The sequence below is a fragment of the Sphingomonas sp. 67-41 genome (genome assembly GCF_001899725.1).
GTDB classification, from domain to species: domain Bacteria; phylum Pseudomonadota; class Alphaproteobacteria; order Sphingomonadales; family Sphingomonadaceae; genus Sphingomonas; species Sphingomonas leidyi.
In genome coordinates this window covers 70801-89475 of sequence record NZ_MKWJ01000013.1, presented here as the reverse complement: position 1 = coordinate 89475, position 18675 = coordinate 70801, and the positions used below count along the sequence as shown (strand labels likewise).

The following is an 18675-nucleotide window of genomic DNA, read 5'->3' as shown; positions in this document are numbered from 1 at the left end:
ACACGTCGGCCGTGGTTCATCGCTGCTTAGCCTTGTTTCGTCGCCCCCCGGTCGCCCCCGGTCGCGCGCGCGTCGCTCCCTTCGGAGGGGAATCGGCATAGGCGCGGCCATGACCCGCTCTTCCTGCCTGCTCGCCCCGATGCTGTTCCTTGCCGCCTGCAGCGGCGGGGGAGGCGATGGCGGTGTCGTCGCGCCAGTGCCCACGCCTTCGCCCAGCCCGTCTCCGTCTCCGTCGCCGACGCCCACGCCGAGCCCCACCTCCGCGGTGGTCGTCGAAGTCGGCCCCGCGGCCTTCTCGCTGCCCACCCAGGCGACTCGCCACTTCGCCTGCAACGTCACCGGCGCGACCGACACGCGCTGCACCTGGTCGGTGCAGGAGGCGAATGGCGGGGCGATGTCGGCCGACGGCATTTATGCCGCGCCGGCCAGTCCGGGTACCTATCACGTCGTGGCGACGAGCGTCGCCGATCCCGCCAGCTCCGCCAGCACGGCAGTGACGGTGACGGTCCCGGTCACCAACAAGCCCTGGGTGACCGGCTATTATCTCGGCTATTTCTCGCACACCATGTATCCGCCGGCGCAGGTCGACATGACTGCGCTCACGCATTTCGTGTTCGGCCGCGTCGCGCCGGGCGGGGGTTCGCTGGACGGCAATCCGGGCGATGTCGTGCTCGGCGGCGGCAATTCGCACGATCCCGGCCTGTCGCCCGACGGGGTGCGGAGCATCGAGGACTATCTGATCAAGAAGGCGCACGATGCCGGGCGCAAGGCGCTGCTGATGATGGGCGGCGCGGCGGACGGCGATGGCTTCCTGCTCTCCACCACCGATGGCCGCCGGAAGGACTTCGCGCGCAAGATCGTCGATTACATGGTCGCGCACGACTATGACGGGCTCGACCTTGACTGGGAGGACAAGTTCGAAGGCAGCGACGAGATCACGCCGCATGTGAGCGGCGCCGAGGCCAAGCGTCGCGCCTTCGCGCTGATTGCGGATCTCCGCGCCGAATTCGCCCGGCGGCCGCGCTATCAGGGTGCGGGCAGGGCGGCGCTGCTCACGCTGCCGGGCTACACGGTCTCGATCAACGATCTGGAGCCGGGCGGCAGGGTGGAGCAGTGGCAGGCCGATCTGGCCAACAGCGTCGACCAGTATAATCTGATGAGCTACGGCATCGGGACGACCTGGAACGGCAATGGCTGGCTGTCCTGGTTCAGCAGCCCGATCTACGGCGCCACCGGCGTCACCCCGCGCGACCTCAACACCAGCGTCGAGGCCTATGAGCGGAGCGGCGTGCCGCGTGGCAAGATCGGTGTCGGCATCGGCTTCTACGGCATCTATTTCGGCCCCACGATCACCGGGCCGCGGCAGGACACCGAGCGCAACCCGGTCTACGAGACCGATGACGTGGCGCTCAACTATGCCGACATGGTCGGGATGGGGTACATGTCCCATGGCACCTATCATTGGGACGAGATCGCGCAGGTCGGGTATCGCAGCTATCCGAATGGTGGCTATATCCCGACGGGATCGGGCCGGAATCCGGCGGGCTTCCTTTCCTATGAGGATCCCCTCTCGATCGCCGCCAAGGCGCGCTATGTCCGCCAGGCGGGGCTGGGCGGCGCGATCATCTGGGCGATCAACTATGACTATCTGCCCGACGGCACCAGCCCGCTGCTGGGTGCGGTGAAGCGCAACTTCCTCACCGCCACGCCCTGACCGTCACGCTCTGATCGATTGGTCCGTTCCGGGGACATCCCGGTGCGCACCGGGCGCCATCGCCGCTATCGTCCGGCTCCGGTTTGGGGGGAAACGGGCTTGGTCGCGAGCGTATCGACGGTTGCCTATCTGGGACTCGAGGCGCGTGCGGTGGAGGTGCAGTGCAACCTCGTCGCCGGGCTGCCCAAGTTCGTGGTGGTCGGCCTGCCCGACAAGGCCGTGGCGGAGAGCCGCGAGCGCGTCCGTGCCGCCATGGCCGCGATCGGGCTCGCATTGCCGCCCAAGCACATCATCCTCAACCTCTCGCCTGCCGACCTGCCCAAGGAAGGCTCGCATTTCGACCTGGCGGTGGCGCTGGCGCTGCTGGGGGCGATGGGGGTGGTCGATGCCGAGACGCTGTCCGGCTATGTCGTGGTCGGCGAGCTGGCGCTGGACGGACGGATCGCGCCGAGCCCCGGCGTGCTGCTCGCCGCGCTCCACGCCGCCGAGATGGGCAAGGGGCTGGTCTGCCCTGCCGCCCAGGGGCCGGAAGCGAGCTGGGCAGGGCAGGTGGACGTGGTCGCCGCGCCCGATCTCATCGCGCTGCTCAACCATTTCAAGGGCGACCAGCTGTTGCCTGCGCCCATGGCCGGCACGGTCGAACCGCCGGCTCCGGGGCCCGACCTCGCCCAGGTGAAGGGGCAGGAGACGGCGCGGCGCGCGCTCGAGATCGCGGCGGCGGGTGGGCACAATCTGCTGATGTGCGGGCCGCCCGGAGCGGGCAAGTCGCTGCTCGCCTCCTGCCTGCCGGGCATCCTGCCGCCGCTCGATGCCGCCGAGGCGCTGGAGGTGTCGATGGTCGCCTCGGTGGCGGGGACGTTGCAGGGCGGGCGGCTGACGCGGACGCGGCCCTTCCGCAGCCCGCATCACTCGGCCTCGATGGCGGCGCTCACCGGCGGCGGGCTCAAGGTGAAGCCGGGCGAAGTGAGCCTGGCGCATCTCGGCGTGCTGTTCCTCGACGAACTGCCCGAATTCCAGCGGGCGGTGCTCGATTCGCTGCGCCAGCCGATCGAGGCGGGCGTGGTGAGCGTGGCGCGGGCGAATGCGCACGTTACCTTCCCCGCGCGGGTCCAGCTGGTCGCGGCGATGAATCCGTGCCGCTGCGGGCATCTGGGCGACCCCGCGCTCGCCTGTGCCCGGGCGCCGCGCTGCGCGGCGGACTATCAGGCCAGGGTCTCGGGTCCGCTGCTCGACCGGATCGACCTGCATGTCGAGGTGCAGCCGGTGCGTGCCGTGGATCTGGTGCTCGATCGGCCGGCAGAGGGCTCGGCGGCGGTGGCGGAGCGGGTGGCCGAAGCGCGGGCGGCGCAATCCGCGCGCTATCGCAATGTTCCCGCGCGCACCAATGCCGAGGCGGACGGTGATCTGCTCACCGATCACGCCCTGCCCGACGAGGCCGGCCGCAAGCTGCTGGCGCAGGCGGCCGAGGCGATGCGGCTCTCGGCGCGCGGCTATACCCGGGTGTTGCGTGTCGCCCGCACGATCGCGGACCTCGCGGGCGCGGATGGCGTGGGGCGCATGCACGTCGCCGAGGCGCTGAGCTATCGCCGCCAGGCCCCGCGAAGCTGATCGGGATTGTATCGCGGCCGGTCTTGTGTCCTGATGCCGGCGCTTCGCTGGGGATGCGTTCGAAAGGGGATTGCATGCGCTGGATGACGATGCCGCTCAGGCGCTATTTCGATTTTTCGGGCCGCTCGCGGCGGCTCGAATACTGGATGTTCGTGCTGTTCGTGTTCCTCGCGGCGTTCGCCTGGATAATCTTCTTGTTCCTGCTTGGCGACGTGACCGGGAGCGATTTCCGTTCGTCCCGCGTGTTGAACGGCGCGGAGACGGCCTGGGTGGTGGTGGGCTGCCTCCTCTATCTCGCGATCCTGATCCCGGCCATCGCCGTGCAGGTGCGCCGCTTCCACGATCAGGACAGGACGGGCTGGCTGTGCCTGCTCAACTTCATTCCCTATGTCGGGGGGCTGATCGTGCTGGTCTTCATGCTGCTGCCCGGCACCAGGGGCGAGAACCGCTTCGGCGACGATCCCAAGGATCCGCACGGCGCGGAGCAGGCGGCCGACGTCTTCAGCTAGGACGCATGCATGTGGCGAGCGCCGGGCCTGGCGCGCGCCACAGGGCATCTTAGTATCTGGAAATCCTGCCAGCGCCTTCCTATAGGGGGGGCCAAGTCGATCCATGGCCCCGTGCCGATCGGCATGCGGGTGTGGCGGAATGGTAGACGCAGCGGACTCAAAATCCGCCGTTGGCAACAACATGTCGGTTCGAGTCCGACCACCCGTACCATCGAAATCCCCGGGAAGTGCCGAAGGGGCCGGCGGCGCGGCGCCGCCAGCCCGGATGTCGGTCAGCGCGTATAGGCCTTGCGCAACTGGGCCAGCTTCGCCGGGCTGAGGCCGAGCGCGTCGTTCAGATAGCCGGCAGCGCCGCCGCGATGCCTGTCCATCACCGCGAACACCGCTTCGATATAGGCGCGATCGGCGGCCATATAGGCCTTGAGCACGTCCATCGGCAGCTTGCGCCACGCCTGCGAGGCCTGGTCGTCGGCCTGCACCGCCTTGCGCGGATCGAAATATCTGTTGGTCAGCAGATAGTCCTGGATCACCGTCTCGCGCGGCACGTCGAGCGCGGTGAGGATCAGCGCGGCGGCGACGCCGGTGCGGTCCTTGCCCGCGGTGCAGTTGAACGCCAGCGGCGCCCGCCCGGCGAGCAGCTCGCCGAACATGCGGCGATACTGGCCGTTGAACTGCTTCAGCAGTTGCGGATACAGCGCGGTCATCGTCGCCTTCGCCTCGGCTGCGCTGGGCGGGCGATCCGGCCGGGGGGCGAGCGCCGCCGTGTCCATCGCATAATCGTCGGCAAGCACGCGCGGCGCCTTGCCCGCCGGCCACGCCACCGGCTCGGTGCTGCGCTCGCTGGTGCTGCGGAAGTCGCAGACGGTGCGGATGCCGCGCTTGGCGAGATAGTCGAAATCCGCGCGCGTCAGGAAGTGCATCGAGCCCGAGCGATAGAGCATGCCCCAGCGCACCGTGCGGCCGGTGCGGGTGCGATAGCCGCCGAGGTCGCGGAAATTCTGCCCGCCCTGGAGCGGGAGCAGCCGCGCATTCTCGCCCTGTGCCGCCGGGGCCTGCTGCTGGAGGGCGTTCGCCGCGAGCGGCACCGCCGCGGCGGCCAGCACCGCAAGGCCGATCACGCGGAAGGAAGTGGTGATACGCATGTCGGGTTCTCCTTAGAAACGGACCGTGCCGGTAAGGCCGTAGGTGCGGGGCTCGTTGAAGATCCCGTAGGTGCCGAGCGCCGCGCTGGTGTTGCGCAGGTACAGATACTGGCTGTCGAACAGGTTGCGGGCCCAGACCGAGAGCTCGAGGCGCGCGGCGCCGTCGTCCAGCGCGATGTCCGTCAGCGCCAGGCGACCGTTGACGATGAACGAGGGATCGCCCAGCGTCGGGTCGCTGGTCGAGCTGTACTGGCTTGAGGCGTAGTTGCCGTCCAGATGCGCGACGAGCGTCGCGGCGCCCATCGGCACGCGATAGTCGATCGCGCCGCTCGCCGAATTCTTGGGCGCGAAGATCGGATAGACCGGCACCAGCGGATTGCCGGCGACGAACGGATTCGGCGCCGCGGGCAGGCGGATATGCTGGCGGGTATAGTTGCCCGACAGGGTGAGGTTGGCGACGGGCATCACCGTCAGTTCGGCCTCGAAGCCGGAGATCCGGCCCTTGCCGGCGGTGTTGGTCGTCTCCAGCGTGCCGCGGTTCGAACCGGGGATGACGGCGTTGAAGTCGATCTGCACGTCCTTGTAGGTGCCGGTATAGGCGGCGAGGTTCAGGCGGGCATGGTTATCGAGGAAGCTGGCCTTCACGCCGCCCTCGAACACCGAGACCGATTCCGGGCCGAACCCGCGATAGGTGAGCGAACGCGAATTGGCGCCGGCCGACTTATAGCCCGTGCTCCACTTGCCGTAGAGCATCACGCCGTCGGCGACGTCGAACGACAGGTTGACCAGCGGATCGACGCGATCCGAGGTGACGTTCATCGGCACCACTGCGGTGACGCCGTTGACCGTCGGGATCCGGCCGTTGACCTGGTCGAGCTCGCCGGTCTTCTTGTCGTGCGAATAGCGGCCGCCGAGCGTCAGGTGCAGCCGGTCGCCCAGCAATGCCGGGGTGTAGGTGAGCTGGCCGAACACCGCGGCGCTGTTCGTCCTGGCGATGCTGGCGCGATCGGGGAAGGGCGTGGCCGAGACCGGCGCGGGCAGCACGCTATAGCCGGTGCCGTCGGCGTTGAACTTCAGCGTGTTGGGCGCGAAGGCGTTATCGCCGACATGTTCGTTGTAATAGAAGGCACCGGCCACGAAGCTGAGGCGCGGCAACTCGCCGAGCAGCTGCACTTCCTGGCTGAACTGGCGCTGCCCGAAATTGGCGATGCTGTAGCGCGCGAAATTGCCGTTGGGGGCGAACACCGAGAGGATCGCCGAGCCATTGTCATACTGGCTCTGGGTCAACGTGCGGTAGCTGGTGATGGAGCGGGCGCGGAGGCCGCCGCCCAGCTTCCAGTCGAGATGGAGCGACATGCCGGTGGTGTCGCCGACGCTGGGCTGGAGCGGCACGCCGACATTGCCGGCCTTGGCGCGTTCGGGCTGGAGCTTGAGGATCGGCGCGAGCGGCAGGCTGCCCTTGCGGAGCAGCTGGAGATAATTGGGCGAGCCCTCGTCATGCGAAACGTCGAACTGCCAGAGCGCGCTGAACTTGTCGCTCGGCTCCCACAGTGCGGCGACATGCGCGCCGCGGCGGTCATGGCTGTTGAAGTCGAGCTGCCCGGCCATCGGATTGTCGATCGTGCCGCCGCGCTTCTGGATCACGCCGTCGAACTTCAGGCTGATATTGCCCGCACGCGGCAGGTCGAGGTGCAGTGCGGTTTCGTAGCCGCCGAAATTGGCGATGCCGGCCGAGGCATTGAGGCGGAATTCGCCGCTCGGCTTCTTCGTCACGATGCTGATCGCGCCGCCCTCGGTATTGCGGCCGAACAGCGTGCCTTGCGGGCCCTTGAGCACTTCGATCCGCTCGATGTCGTAAAGGGCAGTGCCCAGGCCCTGGGCGCGGCCGAGATAGATGCCGTCCATATAGACGCCGACGCCTTGTTCGCGGGCCGGCTGGTTGGCATCGCCCAGGAAGCCCACGCCGCGAATGCCGATCACCAGCGCCGAAGTGCGCGAGAAGAAGGGCGCGACGCGCAGGCCCGGGACCGAACCGTCGGCCAGGTCGGCGAGGGTCTGGATGTGACGGTTCTGGAGCGCCTCGCCGCTCAGCACCGCGATCGAGATCGGAGTCTTCTGGAGATTGGTCTCGCGGCGCTGGGCGGTGACGACGATCTCGCCGAGGCCGCCGCTCTGATCCTGTTCGTCGGCCGCGACCATGCTGGCCGTATTGGCCTGCTGGGCGAAGGCCGGCGCGGCGAGGAGCAGCGCCGAGGCGGCGGCTCCGGACAAGGCTGCCAGGCGCAGCCGGTGCTTGACGTTCCGTTTCATGATGACCCCCATCTGGCTGATGACGAGCGGGCAACTAGAACGATTGTATGTATCTTCTGTGACGCTTGTATGGAGTTGCGCATTCCGGCATTGGCTTGGGCGCGAAAAGGGGGAGGGCGGGATGTCCGGTCAAGGTATCGCAGCTGCCGGCAAGGGCAGCGGGAGTGCCGAAAAATGGATTGCGGCGGTGCTAAGTGCCTGGGAAGTGAGCGGCCAGGCCGCGGTCTCGGCGCGCGGGCTCGCGCAGGCGACCGGGCTGCCGGCGTCGTCCATTTATCACCATTTTGGTGACCTTGAACGTTTGTATGTATGCGCGCACGAACATGCCCAGGCACTGGCGGCGGAATGGTGCGGGGCGCGGCTGGATCAGCTTGCGGACGTGCCCGGGGGCGCCGAGTCGCTGCCGGCCTTGCTCGCCGCACTGATCGACGATTGGTGCGAGGGGCAGCGCGGCCTGGCCTTTGCCTGGCGCGAATGCCAGCTGCTGGTCGCGCGCGATCCGCGCTATGGGCCGGCCGCCCAGCGCTGGCGCACGCTTTGGGCGGGATTCTGGCGCCATGTCTGCGACCGGCTCGGCATCCCCGGCACCGCGACGATCACCGAACGGCTGTTCGACGGGGAGAGCTTCCTGCACATGATGCGCTGGCGCCGCTCGGTGGATCGCGCCGCGCTGGACGAACTGTGCCGCGGCTGGGGCAATTGGCTGGGCGGCACCCTGGCCGGGCCGTCGCCCTGGCGCGACATGGCGCGCGGCTGCGCCCAGCGTTCCGCGCCGCTGCCCGAGGCGCGCGACGAGACTGCGGAACGGATAGCCGAAGCGGCGGCGGCGATCGTCGCGCTGGGCGGGGTGGCCGGCGTGACGCACCGCGCGGTGGCGGCCGGGGCCGGGCTGACGCTCGGCGTGGTCTCGCACAAGTTCCGGACGAGCGCCGAGTTGCTCGGATCGGCCTTTGAAGTGATCTATCGCCACAACGTGCCGGCCGGCGAACTCGAGGCGGAACTCGCCGCGGCGACCGATGGCGACGGCCGGGCCATGCTCGACAGGCTCGGCGAGCGGCCGGGGGCGGAGGCGTTCCGCCTCGCCACTTCCGAACTGATGATGGCGGCGATGCGCGATCCGGCGCTTGCGCCCTTCGCTGCGCAACTGCGCTATCTGCGCGGGCGCACCTCGCGGCTGTTCCTGCAGGCGATGATCGGTCGCGACCGGCCGGTCGGCGCGCTCGACGCGGCGATCTTCTCGAGCTTCGCGATCGGACAGGGCAATGCGCACCGGGGCCTGCCCGACGACGAGCGCCAGGCGGCGAGCCTAGCCGAGACCGAGGCGCTGCTCTCCTTCCTGCGCGGCGGCTGACGGTCGCATATTTGTCATCCCCCTGGGCCAGAGGGGATTGGTGAGCGGGGATATCCGATCGAGTCGAACCGAGCGGCTGAGCCGGGTGGACCTGTTCGCCTTCTCCTCTCCGGTCATCCTGTTCCAGGCGGTCGAGCTTGCCTGGCGAACCTATCTTCCCGCCTTCTTTGCCGCGACGCTGGGGCTGCCGATCGCGGCGGTGGGCATGCTGCTGCTTGCCGCGCGGCTGTTCGACGGGTTGATCGATCCGTGCATCGGCTGGGCAAGCGATCGGTTCCCGACGCGCTTCGGCCTGCGCCGGCCATGGATGGTGGTGGGAGCGCCGCTGGTCAGCCTGGGCGCGCTCGGGCTGTTCTGGGCGGTGCCCGGCACCGGCATCGCGACGCTCGCCGCGTGGAGCCTGGTGTTCCATCTCGGCTACACGCTCATCGCCACGCCGCATGGCGGCTGGGGGCTGGAGCTGTCGCGCGACGCGCATGAGCGGGTGCGGGTGATGGGCGCGAAGATCTGGGTGGCGATGGCGGGAATGATCGTCACCCTGGTGCTGCCGAGCCTGCTCGAGCGCGGTTTCGGCCTGGGGCGGGCGGCGCAGGTGGGGGCGCTGGGCGCGGCGATCGTGCTGCTCGCGCCGATCACTGTATTGCTGGTGCTCCGCCGGATTCGGGAGCCGGATGCGCCTTCGACCACGCGCGTGGCCAATCCCTTCGCGCTCTTCGCCGGAATGCTGCGCACGCGGGAGATGCGGCGCATCCTGATCCTCTACGGCCTGGTCGGCATGGCCGATGCCGCTGCGGCCGGCACCTTCCTGTTCTTCGTCGAGCAGGCGCTCGCGCTGCCCGGCTGGGGTAGCACGCTGATGCTCGTTCAGGGCGTGGTGCCGCTCGCATTGCTGCCCTTCTGGGCGCGGATGAGCCGGCGGTTCGGCAAGCGGCGGGTGCTGCTCGCCGGCTATGGCTGGCAGGCGTTGGTGGCGCCGCTGGCGCTGCTGCTGCCCGCGGGCGGGCTGGCGCTCCTGGTCCTTTGGCTGATCGCGCGCAGCCTGGTCTTCGGGGTCGACTACATGCTGCTGCGTGCGATGGTGGGCGATATCACCCGGCGCGAAGTGGAGCAGGGGCAGCGCTGGGCATCGAGCCGCTATGCGTTGTTCAATGTGACGCTCCGGCTGGCGATGGGGCTGGGCGTCGCCGCGGCGCTGGGCGCGCTGGGCTGGGCCGGTTTCGCGCCGGACGAGGCCGGGCAGGCGGAAGCCCTGTTCGCGGTGCGCGCCGCCTATGCGCTGCCGCCGACGGTCGCGGCGCTCATTGCCTGCGCCTTGCTGTTGCGCGGCGGCGAAGCGCGCCCGGCCGGGCCGGCGGAACGGCCGGGCGCGGCCCTGGCGGCCTGATCCCCAAAGGAAAGGGCCGCCGCATCGAATGATGCGACGGCCCCTAGTGGTCGCGGAGGCGATCAGAGTTTCAGGCGCGCGCCGAACAGGATCGTGCGGCCGAAATGATTATACTCGTAGTTCCGGTTCGCGGCCGTGTCGGTGTAGCGGTCGCGATAGGCGTCGGTGAGGTTGGTGCCCTCGACCGACAGCTCGATCCAGTCGGTGAGCTTGTAGCGGACCGAGGCGTCGACATTGGTGATCGCATTATAGCCTTCGAACACGTTGCCGGTGCCCGAGCCGGCATCGACATAGGGCCCGCGATAGCTGACCGAGGCGCGCGCGCTGAACTTCTTGTCCTCATAATAGAGCGTCGCGTTGAACGCCTTTTTCGACACGCCGTAGAGCGTCGAGGTGAAGGGCCGGTTCGGCAGCGTCAGCGAGCCGTTGGCGTTCACCGCCGTGGCCGGGGCGGACTGGCTGTAGGTCGCGGTCGAATCGATGAAGGTCGCGTTCGCGATGCCGCCGAAATTCTTCAGGAACCCCGGCAGGAAGCGGAACGGGGCCTGCACCGCGATCTCGATGCCCTTGAGCGAGGCGCCGGTGCCGTTGACCGTGGTCACCACGGTCCAGATCGGCTGGGCCTGCTGCGCGGGGTTGAGGAAGGCCGGCGACGAGGCGGAGAGCACGGAGGCGGGGAGGCCGGTCGAAGTGAAGGTCTGGCCGGTCAGCGTGGCGCTGACCGGGAAGCTCTTCACGTCCTTCTTGAACACTGCGACCGAGAAGATCGACTGCGGGGCGAAATACCATTCGGCCGCAAGGTCATAGGCGGTGGCGCGATAGGGATCGAGGTTCGGGTTGCCGAACGAGACCCGGTAGTTGAAGCCGTCGGCCGAGCCGCCCGGCGTCAGGCTGCCCAGCGTCGGTCGCGTCATCACATCGGCGATGGCGCCGCGCAGGATGATCTTGTCGGTCGGGAACAGCGCGATGTTCATCGACGGCAGCCAGTCGTCATAGGTGCGCTCGAAGGTGACCGGCAGCGTCCCGTTGATGCCGGTCGAGCTCTGGCGGGTCGATGCATAGCGCATGCCGGCGTTGAGCGCGTAGCGCAGGCCGAGCAGCTCGCCCTTGGCGTCGAACTGCAGATAGCCGCCCTTCACTTCCTCGGTCACGCTGCGATTGTTGCCCACGTCGAGCAGCAGCGGGCGGTTGTAGAGGCCGGTATAGGCCGCCGCCGCGTCGATATTGGCGATCACCCAGCTCGTCGTGGTGCCTGCCGGCTGGCCGGCCTTGCCCAGGTTGACCAGCTCGGTCAGCGCCGGCGTGGCCTGGAAGCCGTACACTGCCGTCGGACCGAAGGCCGAGGTGGGCGAGCAGGTGATCGTCTTGAGTACCAGATCGAGGCCGCCATTGCCGCACACCGCGGTGTCGCGCTGGAACGCCTTCACGTCATAGTCGAAGCGGCGGTACATCGCGCCGGACTTGATCTGGAAGCCCTCGGCCACGTCCCATTCGGTGCGCAGCTGGGCGGTACGGAACTTGTTGGTGACATTGGACGGGCGATCGCGGATCTCTGCGAGCTGGAAGTTCGCCGGATCGGTCACGCTGGTGCCGAAGCTGAGCACCGGGCTGCGCATGTTGGTGTAGTCGTAGCGATAATTCTGCGCATCGCGGTCGTCGAGGACGATGGTAGTCTCGACCGGGATGTCGGCGTTCGACTTGGAGAGGCCGCCGAGCAGCGTGAAGCGGAAGCTGTCGCCCAGCTGCTGGTCCCAGGTGCCGCCGATCTGGTAGAATTCGGTGTCCGACTTGCGCAGATAATGCTCGGTGCGCACCCAGGCGTCGTTGAGCGTCGCCGAGATCATGTTGTTGTTGCCGTCGTAGACCGGATTGACGACATTGATCGAGCGCTCGTTCGAGCGCAGCAGCACCTCGAGCCACTTCTCCTCGCGCGTTTCCTTGAATCGCGAATAGAGGCCGTCGATCGAGATCTTGGTCGCGTCGCTCGGTGCCCATTGCACGCTGCCGGTGAGGCCCAGGCGCTCGCGATCGTGGCGGACGCTGCCGTAGCGCGGGATGCGCGGATGGAAGGCGAGCGCGGCTTTCGAGCAGACCGCGCTGGGGACATAGGTGCCGCCCGAATTCGCCGTGGTCCAGCAATTGGTGCCGTCGACCTGATCGAACGTCGCCTGCGCCCAGCGTACCGAGTTGTTGCCGAGCTCGAGATTGTCGGTCTTCGAATAGGCGCCCGAGACCGCGACGCCGAAGGTGCCGCTGGGCGACTTCCACGAGACCAGACCGGCGACGCGCGGCCCCCAGTTCTTCGAGAGGTCGTTATAGCTGCCCTGAACCGATCCCACGAAAGTGAAACCGGCCTTGCCGGCGAGCGGATTGCCGGTGTTCAGATCGACCACCGCGCCGAGCGAGCCCTCGTCGAGCGATGCCTCTGCGGTCTTGTGGACGACCAGCGAGCTGAACAGCTCGGAAGCGAACACGTTGAAGTCGAACGCGCGGTCGCGATTGGCCGAAGCGCCGTCGGTCGACGTGGCGACCGTCTCGAGCCCGTTGACCCGGACGCGCGTGAACTGGGCGCCGAGGCCGCGGACGGTGATCGCGCGGCCTTCGCCTGCGTCGCGCTGGATCGAGATGCCCGGGATGCGCTGGAGCGATTCCGCGAGATTCTGGTCCGGGAACTTGGCGATGTCCTCGGCGACGACTGCGTCGACCGACGACACCGAGGCGCGCTTCACGTTGAGCGCCTTGTCGAGCGATTGGCGGAAACCGGTGACAACAATGGCGCCGTCGCTGGTCTGGTCCTGCTCCTGCACGCCCGTATCGGCCGGTGCCGCGGGCATATCCTGCGCCAGCGCCGGGGTCGCGATGCCCGCACCGGCGATCACGGCCAGAGAAACGCCGGCGCACCACAGATTCCGCCTCAAAATCCCCTTACGCATCCCAATTCTCCCATGGTCAGTGTTTCCGGGGCCGCACCGTCTTCGCGGCTCGCCCGGCATTTCGGCCGGCTTGCGCCAGCTCTCTGTTGCTTCCTGGCCGGCTCTCGCCCGCCGCTATGCGATCATCGCGAAGCGTCTGCGCCCGTCGGCGAGCAGCCTGCGATGGAATTTCCTGAGCGATTCCGGTCCGTTGCGCTGCGCGGTGGACCCCAGACGGGTCAGCCCGAGCCAAGTGAGCGCCTCCGCGGCGCGCATGGCGGGCTCAATGCAGATTCGCTCGATATCCTGCGCCATCGGCGCGAAATAAGCCGCCTCTCCCTGCAATGTCGCGAGCTTGCTGCTCGTCTGTGCCAGTGTTTCTTGTCCGATATGGACACCGGTGTCAACCAGTCCGCGGCCAATCCGGAACAGCAGCCAGTGCAAATGGCCGAGAAGGGCATGGTCGTCGCCCGCGAATGCGCCCCGGGCCGCCATCAGCTGCTCGGCATAGATCGCCCAGCCCTCGGCGAAGGCGGGGGCATATTCGATGCGCAGCGGATGCGGCTCCGACGCCGCCTCGATGGGCAGCTGGATCATGTGCCCGGGCAACAGCTCGTGATGGACGACGGCCGGCAGCGTCCAGGAAGGGCGATCGCGGATGCGCGCGAGGTCGGGGAAATAGGCGCCCGCGATGCCGGGGGCGGGGATGGTGCGATAGCCCTGCTTGCCCTCAGCCTCCTCCTGTGGGGGCATCCGCAACGCCGACACGTTCAGGCATTCGGGCGGCAGCGGGCCGAACAGCGCGGGCAGGTGCGGGCGGGTGGCGGCCAGCGTGGCGTTCATGTCGGCCACCGCGCGGTTCCGCCCGGCATCGTCGTCGCTGTAGAGGAAGCGGCGATCCTTGAACGCCGCGCTGATCCGGGCGCCGACGGTGCCCTGGGCATGGCCCAGGCGCTTGAGCACGGCATCGGCGCGCGCCGTGAGCGCTTCCGCCACGGCGAGCATCTGGCGATGCGCTTCGGCCGGGGCGATGGCGGCGCCGTAATGGCGCTCGAGCAGGAGGGCGAAATAGCGGGCGCCGCCGGGAAAGCGGCTGGTGCCGGGCTCCTTCGGCGCGCGCGGGGCGAGGTCGGCAAGCAGCCGGGCCTGGCCGGCGAGCGCCGCCGCGGCGGGACCCGTCGCCTTGCCCGCTGCGGCGATGATGCCGGAGCGGGTCCTTTCGAGCAGCGGCGCCGGAAGGAGCACGCCGTGCCGGGCATCCGCGGCGATCTGCGCGTTCTCGGCTTCGATGCGCTGGGCGTCGGGTGCCTTCTCGCGCCAGGCGCCGGCATTGGGGGCGATGACATAGGGTGAGCGGCCCAGCCGGCCCACAGGCAGGCTGCGGAGCAGCTCGGCATCGACGGCGAGGCCGGCGCGCACCGTCTCCAGATCGATCCGGGCCGAGGGCGAGAGCGACGCGGGATCGAAGCCCTTCAGCCGCGCGCGCCTGGCGGCGGGCGTGTCGAGCTTCGCCAGGCCGTCGAGCGCTGCGCGAAGATCGGCATCGCGGTTCGGCACGGCCAGCGCGGCGCGGGGAAGCGCGGCGACACTGGCGGCGGCGAGGAACTGGCGGCGGTGCATCGCGGCTCTCCGGTTCAGCGGGGCAGCTGCACCACATTGTTGAGCCGGGTCACTTCGGGGGCATTGCCGGGAAGCGCCACGCGGATGCGCGCCGCCCCCTTGGGGAGGTTGAGCTTCACGGTCGTGGCTCTGGGGACGAGGTCGAGCGGGGCGGCGAGGGCCGGGATCGGAGCGGTGGCGAGCGCCTTGCCCGCCGCGTCCTCGATCGTGAGCGTGCCGCCGGCCACATCCTGCGCGCCGAGGCTGTGGACGGTAACCGCCAGCTTGCCGCCCTTCACCACCACATCGTCGCTGCCGATGCCGAGGTCCGGGCGCGTGGCGACATCCTCGCCCGGCGTCTTCAGGGTGAACGCGATCTCGGTCGTCGCATGCGGCGCGAAGGTCACCCGGGTCGCGGCGCTGCGTTCGAGATGGAGCACGGTGGTGGTGCCGTTCGTCACCATTTCCCATTCGCCGGCAGTGATATTCCACGTGCTCATCTCGGCGGTCTGCGGGGTGTCGCCGGTGTTGTAAGCGATCACCTTGAAGCGGGTCGGCGTTGCGCCAGGCACCAGGATCGCGGTCTTCAGCGCGCCTTCGGGATCGTCGAAGCGCCAGCTCACCGCATTGCCCGGCCAGGTCTGGTTGCGGCGGAGCGCGATGCCGCCAAGCCGCTCGCGCTGGAGGATCTCGTTCGGCTGGTCGACCCGATCGGACCACCAATGGCCTTCGGTATACATGTATTGGCGCTGCGATTTGTCCGCGATCGCCGCGGCGTGGAGCGATTCCAGATATCCGGTGTCGCCGGTCGCATCCCATGCGGCCCATTGCTCGAAGGCGCCGCCTTTCTTCGCCTTGTCGGCGAGCGTCTTCGACCAATCCTTGTCGGCGCCGAGCAGCTTGATCGCGTTCTCGTTGATGTCCTGCACCGAGGCGGGGCCGCTCTTGCCCACCCGGGCAAGGATCGGGGCCAGGTATTTCGCCTCGCCGGTGAAGCGATATGCCGCCCATGCCGCCTGGAGTGGGGTGGAGGCGCCGCCGCCATCGCCGGCGCGCTCGGCATCGGTGCGCCAGTTGATCTCGTTCGGCCAGCTCCAATTGCTGTTCGCGTCCTGCTTGCCATGGGCGAGGAGGCCGTCGGTGACGCCGGTGATCAGGCTGCGTGCATCGGGATTGCCGTTATAGAGGCCGAGCAGCGTCGGCGCGTGGAGGACGACGAAGCTATAGGGCTTCTGCCACTCGAACGGCCCCTCGCGGTACATCTTGCGCGCGCCGTACCAGTTGCTCGCGAAGTGGAGATGGCCGGCCGGGTTGGGGAGGATGACGGTCTTCAGCGCCTTCACCGTCGCCATCAGCCGCTCCACTGCGCGCGGCTCGCCCCAGTTGAGATAGAGCCGCTCGGCATCCGAGTTCATGCCTTCCTCATAGGCGTGGAGCTCGTCGGTGGTGATATGGCCCAGGCCGTTCACCATCATGCCGTTCTTGTACACCGCCTCGGACAGCGCGCGGAGCGAGCCGTTGATCTTGTCCGGGTCGACGCCCATCAGCGCCAGGCCCGGCCATTGCTGGGTCAGGTCGGTATCGTCGGAGATGCCGCCGCCGAAATCGCCATAGGGCACCTGGCGATTGTCGATCCACCAGTTCACGAACTGGCGGGTGATCTTCAGGTCCTCGAGCTGGCGGAAGGCCCAGAGCGGCACGCCGGCGGGGGCTTCCGGCTGTTTGAACGCGGGCAGGTTCTGCGCGCCATAGCTGATGTCCGCCCAATAGCGGCGCCCTTCGACATGATCGGGATCGACGCGGAGCAGGTCGCTGACGTCCGCGAAGACGCGGGCATACATGGCGGCGCGCTTCGAGGCGGTGTGCTCCTCTACCAGGAAACCCCAATTGTCCTTCACCTGGTTGAACCGGTCGGCGACGTGCTCGGGAAGCGCGGCGGCGCGGTCCTTGAAGACCAGGCGGATGTTCATCCCGTCGAGCGATGCCGGGCCGAAATCGGGAGCCGCGGAGGCGATGGCGAGATAGAGGCTGTCGTTGGTAAGGATGCGGTCGCGCAGATCGAGCCAGAGCGTGCGCGCCTCGCCGGGGCGGACCGAGACGGACAGGTCGATCGTGTCGCGACCCGGCCAGATCGGGTCCTTCACCTTGATGTTCAGCGGGATCAGCCCGTCCCTGCCGGGCGTCGCCTTGAGCGCGGGAATGTCGATCGCGATGCCGTCGAGCCCGTCGCGGCTGTTCTCCCAGCCATAGTTCCAGGCGCGGGCAAGCGCGCGGCCGGGGAAGGCGTCGCCGAAGCCCGAGGGGATCAGGATGTGGACGATCGGCATCGCCCCCGCGACATGCGCGGCGGCACCGGTCGAGGCGGCGCTGCCCGCGCCCGCGGCGGCCGATCCGGCGCCGGGGGGCAAGGCGAGCACGGTGTTGCGCTCGTCGGCGGGATAGCGGCCGCGGATGAAGCGGTTGAGCCCTTCGAGCGCGGCAAGATCGGCGGAGACCTGGGCATTCACGGTGTAGCCGAGCTTGAAACTGCCCTCGGGCTCCCTGGCGGGGCCGATATCATAGGCCCAGATCTCCTGGATCGGCTGCTCCGGCATCACATTGGTGAAGCGGAGCGCGCCGCCCTGCGCCGTGCCGAGGGAAGTGACGCTGCGAACGGCGCCCTGGGGGCGCTTCGCGAGGTTGCGGAAGCTGGAGCCGTCCGCGCTGTAGTCGAGCGCGCCATAGGCGGCGCCGCGGATCTCGACGCGGTTGAACTTCTCGCCCGCGGGAACGGTCAGCGTGTAGGTCTTGCCGCCTTCGACATAGACGTTCCAGTCGGGCAGCTCGAAATAATCGTCGCGGCCGGGGAGCCTGGAGCGATTATAGACGCCGGGCCAGGTCGTCTCGGCGATGCCGTCCACGCCCTTCCACATCCACTCCTTCAGGTCCTTCGCATCGGCGAACTCGACCTTGCGGACGCCGGTGACCCTGTCGGCGAGCACCGGCGGGGAGGCGGCGTCCCAGCCGAAGCGATGGAGCCAGGCAGTGCGCTTGCCCGCCTGGTCGGCAGCCGGGGCGGTGGCGGGTTCGGCCTTGGCGGCGAGCGCGGCGATGCCCGCCCCGTCGAGCATGCGATCATAGACGCGGATCTCGTCCAGGTCGCTGCCGCGCATGAAATTGTAGCGGCTCTGCACCTGATGCGGTGCCATCACGCGGCCGGCCATGCCGAACTGGTCGAGCCCGGTATCGAGATCGGCCCTCTGGTCCTTGCGCGCGACTTCCTTGCCGTCGACGAAGAGCCGCACGCCGACGCTTTCGTCCCAGGCGAAGGCGATGTGCTGCCACGCATCGGGCGCGGGGTTCTGCGGCAGCTTGAACGACACCCGGACGCGCGAGAGGTTCGCATCGGTCACGAAGGCGTCGAAACCGTGGCCGTTCCAGTCGATGCGCAGGAACGCCATGTCCCAGCTGGAATGATCGGCATAGCCGACGCGGAAGATCACGAAGGGCGCCTCTCCCACCGGCTCGCGCGAGCGCCAGAAGAAAGAAAGGGTGCCGCGCTGCGCCTGGATGTTGCCCGGCGCGTTCCAGGCGATGTAGCCGTCGTCCGCCCAGCGAAAGGCGCCGCCGATCGCGCCGTCGGGCACGTTGGTCACCTTGGTCTGGAAATTGGGGACCGCGTCGCCGCCGGCCTTCTCGGCCGTGCCGCCCCTGTCGCCCGAGGCGCGGAAGAGCAGGCGCTCGTCCGTGCTCTGGGCCGCGGCGGGGTTTGCGGCGAGCGCGAGCGCCCAGGCCAGGGCGATGCTGGTGGACGTGCGGATCATGACATGCCTCTCTGAACGAACAGGACGGTCTGCGCCGTCGCTTCCGTCAAGCATGGCGACGCTTGACACCGGTGACAATAGCTTTCTCGTTTCCGTGCGATGTCGACGATTGCGTTCGAGGTGCGTTGACGCGCCGATCTGACACCGGTAGCATCGGCGCGACATCTGCGGAACCGCACAAAGCCGGACGCAGGACTTCGGAGAGGAGATCGCGCGCAAGTTACTCGACATGGCCCGGCACCGGTTCCGGCCTGTCTTCTCCCATGGCTCTTGGACCGCAGGAGGCGAGCGGTTCCCGGGCAGGCGAAGCGGGAAGGGGCGGCGATGTCGGGCGACGGCTTGC

10 protein-coding genes and 1 tRNA gene are annotated in these 18675 nt (G+C 68.5%); 6 read left to right on the top strand and 5 right to left on the bottom strand.

What is annotated here, in order from left to right:
• Positions 1-109 precede the first annotated feature (109 nt).
• The 4 genes from BGP17_RS07400 to BGP17_RS07385 all read left to right on the top strand — a co-directional run bounded on the left by BGP17_RS07400 (position 110) and on the right by BGP17_RS07385 (position 4042).
• Positions 110-1714: a glycoside hydrolase family 18 protein gene (locus BGP17_RS07400; protein WP_286711524.1), complete on the top strand. Its 1605-nt coding sequence runs from the start codon at positions 110-112 to the stop codon at positions 1712-1714.
• A 99-nt stretch (positions 1715-1813) separates the two neighbouring features.
• Positions 1814-3322, top strand: a complete 1509-nt coding sequence (locus tag BGP17_RS07395; protein ID WP_286711523.1) for a YifB family Mg chelatase-like AAA ATPase — start codon at positions 1814-1816, stop codon at positions 3320-3322.
• Between the two features lie 74 nt (positions 3323-3396).
• Positions 3397-3831: a DUF805 domain-containing protein gene (locus tag BGP17_RS07390; RefSeq protein ID WP_286711522.1), complete on the top strand. Its 435-nt coding sequence runs from the start codon at positions 3397-3399 to the stop codon at positions 3829-3831.
• A 125-nt stretch (positions 3832-3956) separates the two neighbouring features.
• Positions 3957-4042: transfer RNA gene (locus BGP17_RS07385), tRNA-Leu, on the top strand.
• 61 nt (positions 4043-4103) lie between these two features.
• On the opposite strand, the gene BGP17_RS07380 is transcribed toward BGP17_RS07385, so the two are convergent.
• Both BGP17_RS07380 and BGP17_RS07375 read right to left on the bottom strand, forming a co-directional pair.
• Positions 4104-4973, bottom strand: a complete 870-nt coding sequence (locus BGP17_RS07380) for a tyrosine-protein phosphatase (RefSeq protein WP_286711521.1) — start codon at positions 4971-4973, stop codon at positions 4104-4106.
• 12 nt (positions 4974-4985) lie between these two features.
• Positions 4986-7283 carry a TonB-dependent receptor gene (locus BGP17_RS07375; protein WP_286711520.1) on the bottom strand — a complete coding sequence of 766 codons (2298 nt, stop codon included), beginning with the start codon at positions 7281-7283 and terminating at the stop codon, positions 4986-4988.
• 121 nt (positions 7284-7404) lie between these two features.
• On the opposite strand from BGP17_RS07375, the gene BGP17_RS07370 reads away from it, so the two are divergent.
• Together BGP17_RS07370 and BGP17_RS07365 are read left to right on the top strand one after the other, a co-directional pair.
• Positions 7405-8634: a TetR/AcrR family transcriptional regulator gene (locus BGP17_RS07370; RefSeq protein ID WP_167298172.1), complete on the top strand. Its 1230-nt coding sequence runs from the start codon at positions 7405-7407 to the stop codon at positions 8632-8634.
• A 40-nt stretch (positions 8635-8674) separates the two neighbouring features.
• Positions 8675-10018 carry an MFS transporter gene (locus BGP17_RS07365; protein WP_286711519.1) on the top strand — a complete coding sequence of 448 codons (1344 nt, stop codon included), beginning with the start codon at positions 8675-8677 and terminating at the stop codon, positions 10016-10018.
• 62 nt (positions 10019-10080) lie between these two features.
• Here the strand turns inward: BGP17_RS07365 and BGP17_RS07360 are convergent, their stop codons facing one another.
• From BGP17_RS07360 to BGP17_RS07350, 3 genes are all read right to left on the bottom strand, one after another.
• Positions 10081-12852 carry a TonB-dependent receptor gene (locus BGP17_RS07360; RefSeq protein ID WP_243857198.1) on the bottom strand — a complete coding sequence of 924 codons (2772 nt, stop codon included), beginning with the start codon at positions 12850-12852 and terminating at the stop codon, positions 10081-10083.
• Between the two features lie 213 nt (positions 12853-13065).
• Positions 13066-14550: a DUF885 family protein gene (locus BGP17_RS07355; RefSeq protein ID WP_286711518.1), complete on the bottom strand. Its 1485-nt coding sequence runs from the start codon at positions 14548-14550 to the stop codon at positions 13066-13068.
• 14 nt (positions 14551-14564) lie between these two features.
• Positions 14565-18332 (bottom strand): LamG-like jellyroll fold domain-containing protein, encoded by a 3768-nt coding sequence (locus BGP17_RS07350; protein WP_286711517.1) that lies wholly within the window; start codon positions 18330-18332, stop codon positions 14565-14567.
• Positions 18333-18675: the final 343 nt, after the last annotated feature.